This window comes from Actibacterium pelagium, from assembly GCF_002285415.1.
GTDB classification, from domain to species: Bacteria; Pseudomonadota; Alphaproteobacteria; order Rhodobacterales; family Rhodobacteraceae; genus Actibacterium_B; species Actibacterium_B pelagium.
The window spans coordinates 902,591-919,098 of the sequence record NZ_NSBU01000004.1 but is presented as its reverse complement, the minus strand read 5'-3'; the positions used below and the strand labels follow the sequence as shown (position 1 = coordinate 919,098).

General features: G+C 52.1%; 10 protein-coding genes and 1 tRNA gene. 6 read left to right on the top strand and 5 right to left on the bottom strand.

The window, feature by feature from the left end:
• Positions 1 to 110 precede the first annotated feature (110 nt).
• The 3 genes from CLM58_RS04700 (at position 111) to CLM58_RS04690 (ending at position 2,900) form a co-directional block, all read left to right on the top strand.
• A tRNA-Cys gene (locus CLM58_RS04700) sits at positions 111 to 184 on the top strand.
• Between the two features lie 534 nt (positions 185 to 718).
• On the top strand, positions 719 to 2,179 hold the full coding sequence (locus CLM58_RS04695; protein WP_095594714.1) for a class I adenylate-forming enzyme family protein: 1,461 nt from the start codon (positions 719 to 721) through the stop codon (positions 2,177 to 2,179).
• A gap of 133 nt (positions 2,180 to 2,312) precedes the next feature.
• On the top strand, positions 2,313 to 2,900 hold the full coding sequence (locus CLM58_RS04690) for an outer membrane protein (protein WP_095594713.1): 588 nt from the start codon (positions 2,313 to 2,315) through the stop codon (positions 2,898 to 2,900).
• Between the two features lie 32 nt (positions 2,901 to 2,932).
• On the opposite strand, the gene CLM58_RS04685 is transcribed toward CLM58_RS04690, so the two are convergent.
• From CLM58_RS04685 to CLM58_RS04670, 4 genes are read right to left on the bottom strand one after another with little or no spacing between them, the layout of a single operon-like run.
• Positions 2,933 to 4,009, bottom strand: a complete 1,077-nt coding sequence (locus CLM58_RS04685; protein ID WP_158221854.1) for an ABC transporter ATP-binding protein — start codon at positions 4,007 to 4,009, stop codon at positions 2,933 to 2,935.
• Positions 4,006 to 5,706, bottom strand: coding sequence for an ABC transporter permease (locus CLM58_RS04680; RefSeq protein WP_143226523.1), 1,701 nt, complete (start codon positions 5,704 to 5,706; stop codon positions 4,006 to 4,008). Before CLM58_RS04680 ends, CLM58_RS04685 begins: the two co-directional genes overlap by 4 nt.
• Positions 5,707 to 5,709: 3 nt before the next feature.
• The gene (locus CLM58_RS04675) at positions 5,710 to 6,813 is read right to left on the bottom strand and encodes an ABC transporter substrate-binding protein (RefSeq protein ID WP_143226522.1); all 1,104 of its coding nucleotides are present in this window, start codon (positions 6,811 to 6,813) and stop codon (positions 5,710 to 5,712) included.
• A gap of 20 nt (positions 6,814 to 6,833) precedes the next feature.
• Positions 6,834 to 8,276, bottom strand: a complete 1,443-nt coding sequence (locus CLM58_RS04670) for an AMP-binding protein (RefSeq protein ID WP_158221853.1) — start codon at positions 8,274 to 8,276, stop codon at positions 6,834 to 6,836.
• A 141-nt stretch (positions 8,277 to 8,417) separates the two neighbouring features.
• On the opposite strand from CLM58_RS04670, the gene CLM58_RS04665 reads away from it, so the two are divergent.
• Genes CLM58_RS04665 through CLM58_RS04655 form a run of 3 tightly spaced genes read left to right on the top strand, consistent with a single transcriptional unit; the run spans position 8,418 to position 12,775 of the window.
• Entirely contained in the window at positions 8,418 to 9,833 is a 1,416-nt protein-coding gene (locus tag CLM58_RS04665; protein WP_095594708.1) for a class I adenylate-forming enzyme family protein, read from the top strand.
• 21 nt (positions 9,834 to 9,854) lie between these two features.
• Complete coding sequence (locus CLM58_RS04660; protein ID WP_143226521.1) at positions 9,855 to 10,832, top strand: Bug family tripartite tricarboxylate transporter substrate binding protein; 978 nt, start codon at positions 9,855 to 9,857, stop codon at positions 10,830 to 10,832.
• 26 nt (positions 10,833 to 10,858) lie between these two features.
• Positions 10,859 to 12,775 carry a tripartite tricarboxylate transporter permease gene (locus CLM58_RS04655; RefSeq protein ID WP_095594706.1) on the top strand — a complete coding sequence of 639 codons (1,917 nt, stop codon included), beginning with the start codon at positions 10,859 to 10,861 and terminating at the stop codon, positions 12,773 to 12,775.
• A gap of 248 nt (positions 12,776 to 13,023) precedes the next feature.
• Here the strand turns inward: CLM58_RS04655 and CLM58_RS04650 are convergent, their stop codons facing one another.
• The gene (locus tag CLM58_RS04650) at positions 13,024 to 15,897 is read right to left on the bottom strand and encodes a glycosyltransferase (RefSeq protein ID WP_158221852.1); all 2,874 of its coding nucleotides are present in this window, start codon (positions 15,895 to 15,897) and stop codon (positions 13,024 to 13,026) included.
• Positions 15,898 to 16,508: the final 611 nt, after the last annotated feature.

Sequence of the window (16,508 nt, the reverse complement as noted above, 5' to 3'; positions counted from 1 at the left end):
TCGGAATCCCGCTACCCATGCCACATTCCCCGGCCAGCGGCAATATCCCGAAGCCGCGACAGAAGCGCTTGCGCCCCCTTTGGGCATGCGCTATGACCGCCGCACACTTCGGCGAGTTGGCGGAGTGGTGACGCAGCGGATTGCAAATCCGTGTACACCGGTTCGATTCCGGTACTCGCCTCCATTTTCTTCATATACTTCAAAATCTCAATTGATGCCTTGAATGTCCAATCTGGGGTATTGATTGGTTGCTATGAGTTGCGAACTTAGCGGAGCACCTTAGCGGCGAGTCTTTATGCCTTTAACGACCGTTATTAGAATTGACGATGCGTGTTGAGCTAAATTGAACGAAAGTCGGGCCTACCTTAACCTTGGCTATTGGTCGCAACATAGCGCGGTGCATTCCGGTCCCCTCAAGAAATAACACCACCGCCCGAACTTGTGGCTTCTTGAAGCCTTGACTGGCTTCCCTAATCCCATTTTCCTCCTTTCGCTCTCTTACAAGAACGAGATTGCGCGACAAGACGGCACACACTTTACCTATTAATTTTTACTATCAGATACTTACGATCATTTATCACTGAAAATTTCACCCGCAAATTACAGCGAATTGAATTTAAGCATTTCAGGCGCCCTCCAGTGGTCGAGCACCTTGCTTGCATGATTTTACCAGATCAAATTAGATGGGCCCAAACACGAAAATTACATTGGCGGTTTCATGACAAAAAAAGCGATGAATATTGGCTTTCACTTCCTTGAAGCTGCAGCAAAAACCCCTGAGCGCATTGCGATCATGGATGAAGAAATTGCCATCTCCTGTAAAAGTTTTCGCGCTCTGGTTATCTCAGTTGCTCAAAATATGGCTGTTAAGGGCGTTAACCGCGACAGTTTGATTGCGGTCCGGGCCACAGACCCGACAGTCATCCTATCAACACTGTTGGCCGCTGCTTTGCTAGGCGCGCGATGGGTCTTCGCCAAGGACGGCCTGGACCAAATCGAAGAGTTGAAGGTGACCCATTGGTTTCAAACGGAACTAGAAGGCGCAGCTATTAGGCCCGACGCGATATTTATCGACGAAACCTGGGCATCCACACCCGATGGATCGGTTTTTAGCGAAGAGCAGTTTCCAGGCTTTGAACGTGAAGACGATACATTCCTGTTCGTGTCCACTTCAGGCACAACTGGCAAGCCAAAATACGTGTCGATAAGTGCTAAAAATCTCTGGATGCGAAACGAAGCATTTAGGCAGCAAGAAAATCTTCTCGGCCAACGGGTTTCGTTGCTATTCAAACCTCACTCGCCGCCCTTTCTGTGCCGAGCTCTGGGTGTGCTGTCCGGAGGAGGCACTTTAGTCCACAGTACGTCTCCCAACTTTTGGCTGTCTCACAATGTTTCGTTGGTCGTGGGGTCACCCGGCCAGTTACAAGGACGGCTAGAGCATGAAGCGCCTCGCGGCAAATTGGGGAAAGTACTGGTTGGGGGCGGCGCTCTATCCGAAAAACTGATCAAAACGCTGCTACAGGATTTCACTGAAGTCGTCAGCGTTTATGGCTCAACCGAAACAAACAGCAGTATCTACAAGACTCTCAAGCTGGGCGATGCGGGAGAGGTACTTTCCAGCTTCAAGTTTTTGGATGCTGAAATCGAAGTTGTCGATGAAAACGGCAAACGTTTGGGGCGGGGAGACGAAGGCCATCTGCGGATCAAAACCCCTCACATGGTACATGGTTATGTCAACGATCCAGACGCGGCTAGAAAAGCCTTTAGGGATGGCTGGTTCTACCCCGGCGATATCGCTGTTCGAAGTTTAAGAGACGAGATCGTTCTAGTCGGCAGGAGTAACGACCAGTTCAACATCGGAGGCACGAAAATCAACGGGCAAACAATTGATCTGGCCTTGCTTTCCGTGGACGGTGTGGAAGACGCGATCAGTTTCATGATGCCGCATCCAGATGGGTCCGAAACCCTCGCCGCATTCATCAAAACCAAGGCGGGAGCGGACCCACTTAAGGTAATTTCGGACGCCAAGATCCAAATCACCTTAATGGCAGGCGATATAGCTATGCCAAAACGCATGATGTTTTCGAAAACGATTCCCCGTACGGAAAGCGGCAAGCCGAACAGGCGGGCGTGCGTGTTGATGGTGAAAAGCTCTCCTGAATACAAAAAACAGCATTAGATCACCTAGTCTTGGTAATACATGGCGTAAGAACCCCATTATAAAATAAGTGCTACTCTAAATTGTTAGCTTCATTTTTTGGGCCCTCTGTGCCATAGTCTATCGAAGCGAGTGTTTTTTGAAGGTCGGTAAGATGAACAAATCGGCAATTACAAAGATTGTTGCAGGTAGTGCCGTAGCTGTAGCGGGCGCATCTTCGGGTGCAAGTGCTCAGGAAAATCTTGAGGGTTTCTACATAGGTGGCAGCCTCTCGATGCCCCAAGGCGGAAGCTATGACGGATACGATGGCGGGACCTATACAGATGAAAGCGGAGTCGCTGGTCTGTTTGGGGGATACAATTTTGTCAGTGGCAACCTCGTATACGGCGTCGACGTTGCGATCCACAGCGGCATTGATTTAGACACCGGTTATGCAGATAACTTGAAAGGCCTGACCGACGTACGCGGACGTATTGGTACCGTATTCGGAAATACGTTTGTCTATGCGTCAGTCGGTTATAGCTTTGTTGACTTAGGCAACCCCGACACCAGCGAAGATGATTACAACTTGGGGTCCGACAGCGGCTTGAGCCTCGGCCTCGGCTTTGAAACCTCGCTAAGCGATAATATGTTCGTTGGTTTCGACTATACTCATCGAAAACTGGATCGCGAATGGGTTGAGGACAAGTTTGAAGCACGTGATCTGAATACCGCGACACTGCGCGTCGGCTTCCGCTTCTGACGATCACAACTCTGAATTTTGAAGAGGCTGTCCTACTGGGTAGCCTCTTTTGTTTCACCCAGTGGAATCACTTGGTTCGAGCTGACTGACAGCCAGTAGGATTTCCCGACTGCTAAGTTCAAATTCTTTGAGACTTTCACCTGAAATATCTCGCCACCAGCGCGCACAGTGGCGTGGTAGTAGCCCCCAAGAAAATCGACCGTCAAAACTTCCGCTTTAACCCAGCCATCCGTCGTCGGAGCCATTTCGCTGATCACCCAGCTTTCCGGTCGGACCATAAAGCCCGAAGCGTCAAACGAACCTGCCCCCTTGTATCCGGCAGCGCTCAGGAAGGTCTTGTTGTCAAACACTTTGCCTTGCCCAAGAAAACTGGCAACAAATTCCGACGCGGGCTGATGATACAACTCTTCTGGGGTTCCAATTTGTTCAATCCGCCCCTCCCGCATGACCATCATTCGATCCGAAAGCGACAGCGCCTCTTCCTGATCATGCGTCACAAGTAAGAAAGTTAGCTTCAGTTCCGTTTGCAAGAGCTTCAAGTCACGCCGTAGTCGGATACGCAACTCGGCATCTAGATTGGACAAAGGTTCGTCGAGAAGCAGCAGTTTGGGCTTTGTCACCAAGGCTCGAGCCAGGGCTAGTCTTTGCTTCTGCCCCCCTGATAATAATGCAGCAGGTCGGTCCCTTAAATCTTCCAAAGATAGAAGGGTTAGCATCTCGCCAACTCTTTCAGACCTCTGGCGCTTAGACAGGCTCTCAGTGCCTTTCAAGCTTTCGAGTGGAAAGTGAATATTTTGAGCAACGGTCATATGAGGCCAGACCGCAAAAGATTGAAACACCATTCCCAGCCCACGAGCATTCGGTGGAAGATCAACCCCACTTTCGGAATCGTATACCGGCGATCCAGAAATTTTGATTTGCCCAGAGGTAGGGCGTTCAAGTCCAGAGATCATTCTTAGCAATGTGGTTTTGCCGCAACCTGAGGGCCCAAGGACCGCGAAGAACTCTCCCTCGGAGACCTCAAACGAGGCTTTATCTACGGCTGCCTGCTGGCTGTGCTGGCCGGCAAAGCGCTTACATACATCCGAAACTTTTAAAATTGCGCTCACCTGAGCCTCCGGTTCATTGTGGCAACGTAGTGTGTGACAAGTGAAACCAGAACGCACAAGATTGCTAGAAGAGTGCCCAGTACGCTGGCGGCTTCAAACTCTCCAAGGCTGGCGTATTTGAAGATCAGTATCGACAAGGTCTGCAGATCAGGCGGCGCAATAAGGATTAGCGTGCCTACGTCTCTGATTGTTGCCGCGAAAACCAGCATGAATACCAGGATCAATGCAGGCAGGTTCAATGGCAAAACAATTCGACGAAAGATCGTGGCCGGGCTTGCCTTAGTCAACTGAGCAGCCTCAAGGGTTTCGCGGTGTGTTTGCCCCATAGAAACATTTAAAAGGTGAACCCCGATTGGGATTTCCTTAATCATCATCGCAAGGATCAGCGGCACAATTGTACCATGCATAACACTTAGACCGGGCATTAACGAGAGCTGAAGAATTCCCGCCCCCAACACAACACTGGGAAAGGCCCAAGGCAACCACGTTGCAACCGCCATGACACCGCGAATACGCTCTGGCAAATGCATGATTGTCCAAGCAATTGCGGCGAACAAAAGCGTTGCCAGAAACGCAGTTGAAAGGCCTAGCCCCAAGGTAGACAGCATTGATCTCTGGACATCACCGCTGCCAAGAACCGTCTCCCAATGCCGAACAGTCCAAGGTTGACTGAGGTCGAAAAAACCAAAAAGCTTCATGAAAGAGCCCATAGCCAGCATGATAAGTGGCAAACCGACGGTCAAGAAAAGGTACCCACCGACAACGAACGCACCAATTCGTTTACTGCTAGCGCTATAGCTGCTGACCGTTCGGTGAGTTTCATTTTCAGCGCCGGTTGGAACCGCCAGTCTTCGCTGCACCAAATGAACGACCGATGCCAAGGCGACTAGCAGTATCAAAAATAGGCTGCTCAATGCCATGGCCTCACTAAGCATCGGAGGCTGCTCTGTGATGAAGCTGTAGATGCGCGTCGAGAACACATCAATTCGGGCCTGCACACCAAGGATCTGCTCGACTTCAAATGACTCCAGCGCCTTTAGAAACGAGGCAACAGCGCCAACCAATGCAGCTGGCAAAGCTAAGGGCAAAATTACACGACGCAAAGTCTTCAATGGATGCGCACCAGACAAGTTCGCTGCATCTTCGAACGATCTGTCGATCAAACGCATCGTTGGCAGGATCAGAATGACAAGGATGGGAACTGTCTGGATCGTCATATGCGCCCATATGATCCCGCCATAAGAGTTCATATCGAAAAACGCTCTTGGCCCACCAAAAGCATGTATCACCTGATTGAGCACTCCCTGGGGGCCGTCCAGAAGCAAATTCCAGCTCGTCACCATCGGCAACAGAGGTAAAAAGTAAGCGAACCAGAACACCGTCTCGAAAAGAGCTGCCCCAGGCACCTGCACACGCACCAATAGCCACGCCATAACGAGTGCGATAGCCAATCCCAAAGGCACCCGTATTGTCAGAAGCAAAGAGGTCCATGCCGCGTCCAGGCTTTTCGCATCCTCGAACAAACGGGCCCAGGCATCGAAACCGAACTGGTAAGGCTCCCCTCGGGCTGACACATCAAAACTTAGGGCAAGGATCGAAATTATTGGCCCGACAGACAACAACAGAAGCACTGCCAGAAAAAAGCAATCGCGCAGGAAGCCAAATCCTGCGCGATTACGTGAGAAAGTTTCTGGCAAGACCTACTCCGACAGAGCTTTGCGCAATTCGGCAGCGAAGACTTTACGGTCATTCTCCCACCAGTCCTGCGCATAGGTATCCAAGTAATCTTCGCCCTCGACAGGCTCGACGAACTTTGGCCACGCGCCTTCAACGACATCTACGCGATCCGACGGCACACTCATCAAGTTAGAATAAATTGTTTGCGCTCTTTGGCTTAGGAACCAATTGGCGAACACGCGTGCAGCATATGGATGCGGAGCACTAGAGGGCGCAGTCATGGCTGAAGCACCACCCACCAAATACCCAGGGTGATCCTGAAGCGAAATGACCTTGATGAAATCAAAGCCTTCCGCTTGGTATTTCACAATGTGTCGGGCGATTGGCGCTAGGGCGACTGCATACTCTCCGCGTGCAATAGTATCCGTCGTTTGTCGCATGTCGCCGGTTAAAGCGACGTCTTGGCCAACGTACAAATCTTTTACGAACTTGGCCCCCAGTTTGGCAGTCAGAAATGTCGCAAGTGTTTGCCCGGCTCCGGGGAAGTTCGGATCGTGAGCAATGATCTTCCCCCTAAGGTCGTCGCGCAAAAGATCCGTCCAATTTGTAATACTTGAAGGATCGACCTGACGGCTATCAACAAGAATACGTCCCGCGACATAGCGAGAGGGAACCGGATTATAAAGGCGGGTGTTGTCGACATAGGCAAGCGCCCCGCCTCGCCAGTTTGAACCTTCGGTGACCTCAGGCAAGAATAGGTGATCGCCTAGGCTCAGGTATTTCCCGGCGTCACGCAAATCTGCATTGGCGGGACCATGCAAATAAATGTCAAAACTTGCATTATCGGCCGCGGTCTCTTGTTGAAACCTTGCCGGACCTTCGCGACGACCGGCTGGGATTAATTGAAACTTTAGCCCCGTATCCTCTTCAAAGGCGGCAGCAATATCATCCCCAAGATTGGGGTTGCCCATTACGATGACGCGGCCTTCTTCCTTTGCAGCCTCAAGGAGGGCCTCGAATTCAGGACTGGAATTGACCGGCCAATCACTAGCCAAAGCAAATGATGGCAAACAAGCAATCGCAAGGCCGGCAGCAAACTTTTTCACTATTTGGATACACGAAAACAAATCGATCCCTCCTGTTCGAACTATTGCAATTCCGGTCTGCCTTTTAGGGTTTCAATATCGACTTTTCCCGATTCTGTCAGAGGAAAGTCCGCCAACCTAAGGACTTTCGTCGTGGAGAGATTGGTGAAGAGACTCTCTGTCACTTGATTGATAGCCTCCACTGAAATCTCGCTGTTCGCGACGTAGCAGATCGCGAGTTCTTCCATTTCATTGGCAGCAGAGACCGCCATAGCGGCGAAATTTGCCCCAGGGAAAGAGCTCTCAAGTCGCCGCTGAACACTTTCCAGAGATATCTTGTTACCACCAAGGTTGATCACATTCTTGGTACGTCCAAGGATGTACAGTTTCTTTCCTTCCATACGCATGATGTCGCCCGAAAAGAATACCCCGTCCAGAAATCCCGTTTTTCCGTCTGATTGTTCTTGGCCGTAGTAGGAGTAGGCTCCGGTCATCGACTTGCGACTGAAACCGACTACGCCCTCATTAGCTTCTGGAAGAGGGTTCAAGTCTTCGTCAAAGAAACGAACTTCGATATCGTCCCGGTAGACTTCTCCCACAAACCCTTCTTCGAACGGGGTATCCAGATCATATCGAGCGACAGCAATGCCCCCAATCTCTGCCGCACCGAAACCGATTTCGATCGTTGCATCGGTATGTTTACGAAGCTCCGTCAGCATCTGGTTCGAAGTGTAAGCTCCGCCGAGAACCACGTTTCTCAGCGAGCTTAAGTACTGACCGGGGTTCTCTACGTTCAGCATCTGCTGGATCAACAAAGGAGAGGCGACCAGATAGCTAACCGCATAGTGATCAATGAAAGGCAATAAACGATCTTGCTCTGCCCCCAAGGCGACGACACTGCCACCAGCGCAGAGAATGCCGAGATAGCTGTTCATTGCCCAGCCATTGTCGGGCTTCATTCGAGACGCCCAACGCTGCTTATGAGCGTCAGCCGCTTGCACTCCACGAAAACGCATTACTTGACTGATCCGTTCCTCCTCTGGGGAAGCGACAAGCTTCGACTGCCCAGTGGACCCGGACGTTGTGCCGATGAACGTCCCGGGTTCAGGACTGATCTCTGCCGGAGTGATCGGGGTCAACTGGTGAAGGTCTTTAAACCAATCGCCCTCTACGAGAATTAGCTTGCTTGTTTTTGGGGCTGTCGGCCTTACCGAAACCCAGTGGTCATACAGTGTATCATCGATATAGGAAGCGCCTTCGCCTGCGTAGATAACGCCATAGCCTCGGAGGCTGAGCAGCAAGGCAAAAGCGATACACAAATCCCCTCGGTCTGTATCGATCAGCAGGGTTTGACCGGACTTCACGCCACGATCTTTAAGCGCCCGATCAATTGCGACAACCAACTGCAAGAGGTCCCGGTAGCTCAGCTGACTATTTTCAGTGAACAACGCTGTCTTTTCAGGTCGCTTTTCCGCCGACTTGTAAAAAAGTTCGTATAGTCGCACCCTACCTGCCCTGTTCGCCCGAATTTCTGGTTTTATTAGGTTTAATAGTTGCAAATAACTATTGGAACCAGCAGAAAAAGACGATCGGGGATACAACGAGAGCTGTCTCAGCGATCCAGAAAAAGCAGTGTGAGGTTCGGGATGGAGACGCTTTCAACACGGTTTGAAACTACCAGCCAAGCATTTTCCAGCCAGATCGCGATGTTTGAACTTAGCGGCACACCTGTCCGTTACGAAAACTTCTTTTTCACGGTCATCTCATTCGCGGAAACTCTTATAGGCCTTGGCGTTCGGCCCGAAATGCGGGTCAGCATCCATGTACCTGATCACATAGCGACAACAGCCCTGAACTTAGCTGTACTTCGCCTGGGAGCCACGCTGGTAATTGGACCGCTGAACCTTGTAAGAGCACGGCCCGATCTGGCTGAAAAAATGGTCATCATCCGTCAAGTCGCGACGGGTGACCCACGTGAAATCTTGATGGACCAAAGCTGGATCCGCCCCCCCACTCGTATGATCGAAAACGTTGGCAACGCGAAGATGATCCGAGCGACATCTGGAACGACGGGCATCCCAAAACTGCGTTTGACAGACGAGGCGTCACTATTACTGCGCGACGATTATTCACGGTCAAAACGCGGCTCTCCCGACGGTCCTTGCTATGTGGGGGTAAATACCCGTTCAGCGACAGGGTTTTCCAACGTGATGCGCGTCTACAATTCTGGCCAAAAACAAGTTCACCAATTGGCCGAGTTGAAGCACACGCTTTCAGCTATGGAACAGATTGACGTAAATTACGCCTACATCCCGCCGCTACATTTCCTGAACCTGCTTAACACCGCAAAGGAAACCGGAATTTACCCTCGTAACCTGAAAAAAGTATTCGTTGGTGGTGGTCGCGTGGAACCTTCGCTAGCCACCGAAGCAGAGACCTTTTTGGGATGCGAAGTCTGGAACACCTACGGAAGCACTGAAACCGGCTCGATGGCCCATGCTCGACCTTCCCAGCACATAGATTTGCCCGGGTGCGTTGGGCATGTGTACGAAGATAGATCCATCTGTTTTCGAAATGGCGAAGGAGAAATTGTCTCGTCAAGCGAAGGTGGGCACCTTTGGGTGACCGTCCCAGAGGGGTTTCAAGTTTCGGACTTCGACACAGGGCAACCTATTTGTGACGATGACGGTTGGCTCGATACTGGCGACATCGGATATATCGAAGATGACCTCCTAATTTTGAGCGGACGTCAAAGTGAGTTTTTGAATCTTGGGGGCGACAAGCGTGCGCCTTCTAGGATTGAGAACGTCGTTCGAGTATTTGATGGTATCCGAGACGTTGTCGCCTTTGCAGTCTGCACCGACACTGGAATTGACGAAATTGGCATCGCCATTGTGCCCGAAGACGGGTTCGACCTTGGTAACTTCCAAAAGTTTCTCGATGAACGATTTGGCCAGAAGTACAAAACCCAAGTTATTCTGATCGACAATATTCCTATGACCGAAACAGGAAAAGTGGACCGTCAGCACCTTTCACAAACCTATTCCGGGACAAACGACTGACCACAAGAAGGGCACTTCAAAGTGAAAACAATTCTTCGAACTCTTGCGGCGTTGGCATTCGGCGTTCCGGCGATGGCCTTTGAAGCTGACCAGTTGATCCTGAAAGTCGGTTACTCGGCCGGTGGCGGCTACGATCAGTCCGCACGATTAGTCGCCGATCACTTGGGGCGGTTTCTGCCCGGCTCTCCAGACGTAGTAGTGCAAAACGTACCGGGAGCAGGCAGCCTGAAACTCGCGCGATTGTTCATAGCGACAGGCCAGAACGACGGGTCCGAACTGGCAATGATCGGGTCAGCTTTGGGATTAACGCCAGTATTTTCACCGGACGAAAAGAGTTTCGACCCTCAAGCCGTGCATTACCTTGCAAGCCTGTCCAACCAGTCCGCCTTCTGCGTGACCAGTAAGGAAAGCGGCATTACCTCATTCGAGCAATTGCTAAGCAGTTCAGCCAAACTGGGAGCTACTGGTAAGAAGTCGACCACCTATACCTACGGCGCCGCGATCAAGGCAGCGACGGGAAGCTCCATTAAAATCATTACGGGCTTCGAAGGTGGATCAGAAATTAACTTGGCAATGGAGCGCGGTGAAATCGACGTTCGTTGCGGCTATAGCTTTGCTTCGTTGATGCGTGCAGGAGGTCAAGAACGTTTCAACATACTGGTGGAGCTGGGCGCAGAGCGGCAGAACCTAATCGAAGGAACCGACTACATTCTGGACTATATTGAAGAGCCATCTAAACGTGAGGCGCTCGTGCTCGTGTTCTCGTCCAACTTTGTACACTACCCTTTGATTGCGCACCCAGACACTCCGGAACCGACCATAAAAGTACTGCGTGATGCCCTCAAGAAAATGTCCACCGATGACGCGTTCTTGGCGGACGTAGCCAAACGAGGCCAGCCAATTGTCTTTACGCCCGGAGAGGATGTCGAGGTTTTTCTAGACACCCTATTAAACGGAAGCCCCGAAGTTCACCGACTCGCCCGCGAGCTGGTTAAGTAAATGACACCCAACCCGGATTCATAGCAATGGATCTGCTTTTTAGTGCAGTAACCGACTTGCTGGAACCGACGCGGTTTCTATTGCTTGTACTTGGTGTCTGCTTGGGTTTGATCGTTGGGGTTATTCCGGGCCTCGGGGGGCCTTTCGGACTGACGATCCTTATTCCCGTAACCTATAGCCTCGACCCTGTTTCTGCGATGGCCCTGATGTTGGGGATGGCCGCCGTCACAACAACATCTGATACGATCCCTGCGGTCTTACTTGGCATCCCAGGCACTGTTGGGTCTGCGGCAACCGTTCTTGATGGTCACGCGCTTGCCAAGAAAGGGCAGGCAACCCGAGCTTTTGGAGCTGCGTACCTCTCTTCTTTGATCGGAGGGCTTTTCGGGGCTTTGGCTCTGGCAATGGTTTTGCCACTAATGCGGCCTCTCATTCTGTCTTTGAATTTCGGAGACTTGCTTGCGATTTCGATTTTCGGTCTCACGCTTGTCGCTTTGTTGTCCGGTCGAAATCCTGGCAAGGGAATTATTGCAGCGTTGCTCGGGGCGCTATTGTCATTCATCGGACTTGACCCCTTTGAAAGTTCGGAACGCTGGACCTTCGGAAGTATCTACCTTTGGGATGGGCTTCCCATGGCGACTGTCTTTCTGGGGCTCTTTGGCTTGGCAGAGCTAACAGCACTCCTTGCGAGAGGGCGTATTCAGATCGAAGACGTTCCCCCCAAACGCACTGACATCATAAGGGGCTTCAAAGACACCGTTGCAAACTGGCCCTTGGTCCTGCGTTGCAGTGGGATCGGTGCTATTCTCGGGGCCATTCCCGGGATCGGAGGCTCTGTCATAGACTGGGTCGCTTATGGTCATGCTGCACGCCGCCCCGGCGCAGGCGGCCCCTTTGGCGACGGCAACATTCGCGGCGTCATCGCTCCCGAAAGTGCCAACAATGCCAAAGAAGGGGGGGCATTAGTCCCAACCCTGGCTTTCGGCATCCCCGGGTCTGCGACCATGGCCATTCTATTAGGTGCCTTCACAATCTATGGGCTAGAGCCTGGCCCACAGATGTTAGAGCAAAACTCACAGCTGATGATTGCAATGATACTGACATTGGCAATTGCCAATGTCATAGGCGCGGCATTCTGCCTTGGTGCGACCCGCCAACTCGCGCGCTTGGCACAAACCAAGGCCGAGGTTCTGGTTCCGCTAGTTTTGGTCTTCGTCCTCCTTGGCGCATTTCAACATGGCAAGGCGGGTTCCGATTTCTTAATTCTGTTTGCCTTTGGTCTTCTTGGAATTTTTATGCGCCGACTAACCTGGCCTCGGCCAGCGTTCGTGCTTGGCTTCGTGCTTGGCCCAAGCCTCGAACGCTTCTTTTTCCTGACCTATCAGGTTTCGGGTTGGGACTGGGTCACGCAGCCGCTTGTTGTCTTGCTTTTGTCACTGACTGCAGCGGCTCTGTTTCGGCAAATGAAAGGGTGGCGCATCGCCAGAAACACTTCTGAACCAAGGCATCACCTACGCGCAGATTTTTTCTTTGCCCTCATACTTACAGGGATCGCTGTTTATGGGCTTTTTACTACATTCCGCATGCCATTCGCCGCAGCGTTATTTCCAGCCGCCGTCTGCGCACTCATGCTCACTGGCGGCGTGTTTGTGATCAGTTCGCATCTTCTAAACCGCAGCGCCAAGACCGCAAGTGAAAGGCTGTTGAAAAAGTCGGACTTAACCTTTTTATCCGGTGTCCTATGCCTCTCACTTACAATTCTTACATTTGGACACTTGATTGGCCCCGCTCTATTTATCGGCCTTGCTGGGATTTGGTTTAAGGTTCAGTCCCCTTGGGCCACTCTTTTGTCGATGGCAGGCACCAGCGCCGTGATATTTTTGGTCTTTGACCTGCTGGTATCACAAGCGTGGCCAGAGCCGTGGCTGGCATCGATTTTCTAGCGCTTCGGATTCAGGTGCACCTGCAGTTGCTTCTAGAAGTGTGAGAACTCCTGAAAGGAACAGCAAAGAATCGGCAAGACGGGCGATTGACTGAAGGCCCTTGCAAGGAAACTCGGATTTCACACTGCGTCACCGCTTACCGCAGGTCGGACGGCTCGATGCATCCTGACCCAGGAGTGAACTTGACTTTGTTTGGCCTTCTGGTGGTCTTAGCCCTCGCCATTTTTGAGGTTCATTGCAAACAAGTTTCAGTTTGTTTTTCGAGCTATCGGTGGGGCCTGAGGTTTACGTGGCATCTTCGCCTTTCCCGTCCGGAAAATCTTTTCCCAAACGTCGAGTTTGCCCGTGACGGCATGATAGAGGGCTCGGAAGGAAGAGATGTACAGGAGTTGGACGAAGCCAAGACGCATTAGCGGCGAAATCAGCAAAAGCGACCAATCCCACCGCCTTTTAAACCAAAAAGCAAAGATCAGATTCACTACATCCAGAAAAACATGGGCGGCAATCGCTAGATAGAACTCGAACGAAAAACCGAAAGCTATTGGTTGAACGCCCAGCGCAAAAGCGAAGACGGATTGAAGGAGCAGTCCAACAAGCAAGAGGTCCAGAAGCGGGTACACGACACCTGAAACCAATCGATACCAAAGGGACTCGACGATCGAAATCAGTCCGATGCCCCTGCCCTCAAGTATGGCGCGCTTATGCTTCCAAGAAACCTGTAGAATGCCAAGAGACCAGCGAAGGCGCTGCTTCATGAATTGCCGAAGTGTTTCCGGCACTTCGGTGTAGGACAGGGCATCTGGCTGATACACAACGCGGTAATTCGCACGGTTTACCGCGACAGTCAGATCAGCATCTTCAGTGATCGTATCTCCTGTCACAAAACCGGCTTCCCGCACCGCGTCCGTACGCCAAGCGCCGATTGCGCCGGGAACCACTAGAATTCCGTTGAAAGCCTGATAGGCGCGGCGCATCAACTCTTGGCTCACGGTATATTCGACCGCCTGACACCTGGTGATGAGGTTCATCTGGTTGCCAACTTCGACCGTCCCGGCCACAGCGCCGACCTTGGGGTCGCGGAAAGGCTGAACCAGATATTCTATGGCGTCCGGATGCAACAGAGTGTCGGCGTCAATAACTACGAAAATGGGGCTATCTAGGTTATTTATGGCAATATCTTCTGCATACCATTTGCCGTGGTTCGTCTCGCGAATAAGTTCGATACGCTCATCGCTGGCAACAAGTTCTTCCACGATTCCCGCGGTATGATCTGCAGACCCGTCGTCGACGACCAAAACCTTCAAATGGCGATAGGTAGAGTCCAGTATTGATGCAATTGTGCGCGCGATCACCTGTTCTTCGTTGAATGCGGGAACAACAACCGTGACTTCCGGTTTGTAGTTGGGCTCCACCGGGTACCTGTTTCGCCAGATTAACGCGAGAACGATCTGGATCGGGGCCCGAATGAGGACGATCAGAGCCAGAATGAGAAAGAAGTCTTCAAACGAATTCCAGGAAAAACGAAGCGATCCATAAACCACCTTATCCAGAATGTCGGGCTGGGCATCAGTATAAGCGTGCAGCCGTTGCGCATCGGTTTCGACAACCTCTGGCATCGAAAGGATCTGGATGCCTTCAGCAAGAAAAAGGTCCAAGGTGGTCTTGAAGCTATCTGAAACCGATTTCGAATTTCCGCTTGAGAAGTCAAATCGAACGATGCCAAAGGGCTGCGACAGGACAGCCGCCAGCACCACTTCGTGGAACGCTCTCGGGTCATATTGGCCATATGGCGCAGAGATGCCCGTGGGCAAAGCAAGGCGCCCCTGTTTCTGAAGCTCTCTCGCGACCGCCAGTTCTGCGACCCGACTTACGGCAAGCGGCGATCGGCTTGGGTGCCGAACCAACACCGGAAGAGTGCCCGTATGGTGGTGCAACGCATGTTGGGAAAGGTCGAAGGAAAACCGGTCCAGACCGCTTACAAGACCATCGCCATCTATGTCTCCCTCGGCCAACAGCCCGATTTCGTGCCCCTCCTCCAAGAGCCGGGTGATACGATCGCTTCGCAACAAGGTGTCCTCAAGGCCAAGCAAGAAAGTCGCTTTCACCTCAGCCCCCGACAAGGCATTCAGAACGCTGTCAAAATCGTCGAGATCACCCAGGCCATCAAAAGTTAGGGTAAGACTGGGAAGCGAGACATTAGCGATTTCAGAGAGCCAAGGCGCCTTGGGGATTATGTCGTATGACAGGGCGCTCAGCCCCACTTCGGGACTGATCGCCGCTTCAAATCGGCGGACGCCCAATCGCCCCTCACTTGTCGAAACAAATATGCCGTCTTCAACTGTTTCGATTACCTGCTCTCCAAGAGAGACAGTTTCAGGCGGCTTGGCAGACCCATCCAAGAAAACCTCCCAAAGGGTCGGGTCCTCATAGCCTATAGGCCAAATGACGACGGGAATACTCTCGGGGATTGCCTTGAGCGCCTCAGACATAGTCACCGCATCTGGAAGCCAAATCTGGTTTGGTCGTCCTTCCACATCGATAAACCTGACCATCATAGAGCTAGCTTTGGCGTCAAACGTTGGTGGAGAGCTGTAGGTTGCTGCCTGATCCATAGCCACCGCATAGGAAACCCGTGAAGAGCGCCTCTGACCGCCTTCCCAGGATATGCCCGCCGCCGAAATCGCAAACCTAAGCTTTCCAGTCTTCGCGGCCTCGTGGAGTTCGCCGACTTGTTTAACAATCCACGCGCCAGTCGCCGGGGCAACGGTCGGAGAAGTCTTTGCATCAATAAGAACGGCAACGGCGATATCGACTGTCGCCAGAATATCCGGGTCCCTTAGAAAGGCCGCTTCGGAGGGGCCGATCAAACACTGGCCTAGGCCAGAACGATCTAGGTGTTGCTCCAAAACGCCGAGCGCACTGAGCACAAGCGAAGGGGAAATGTTCCCAAACCCGCTTAGGTCTAGACACACACCTGAGACGCCACTCGCCTTCGCAGCTTCAGGGTTCGGCAGAGCCGCCTGAATGATTTCATCCACCTCCCCCGCCAGCATTTTCGCCAACTCATCTTCGACAACACCGACTTCCGGCGAAAGAAACGGCCACCTTTCAGGACCGCGCATCGCGTGATCTTCAGACCGAATTTCCCACGCGGGGAAGGCACCGAATGTTGGTTCGTCAGTCTCGGGTTTTCGGCCCAGAACTGCGGCCCCGTAGAACACCTCTGAAAAAAACGCGCAGTTCTGCCTTAGTCCCGAAAGAGCGGTTTCATCAGCTGCGGGAACAAACGCCGAGACGGGACGGGCTGTTTCCCCTGTGACATCGCACTCCGGTGCATCGCCTGACGAAAGCACCCGGCTTCTTAGATCGCGTGTCGGGTGCTTTTCTGCCGAAACTTCTAAAATGTTCGGAAGGACCGAAATCGGCGCCTGAAGCCTCTCGATGCGAGCGGTAAAGCTGCTTGCTAAAACGGCTAACGCAACCACAAATGCGAGCAAGAGAAAGGCCAACAAACGGGCGCGCCTTCCCTTCGGATCGCTGAAGATCAGCTTTGGCTCAGGCGGTTCCCGCTGGATGCGTTGTGACATCTGGCTCTATTGACCTTCTCAAAGCCTTGGCGTTCATTCTTATCTATATATCAATCAGTCGATGAGTTGACGAGGAAGTGATATCCTGTGGATAACCTGATGAAAAGGCGGACGCTGATGCAAGGGCGGGGCTTCGCAACATGATC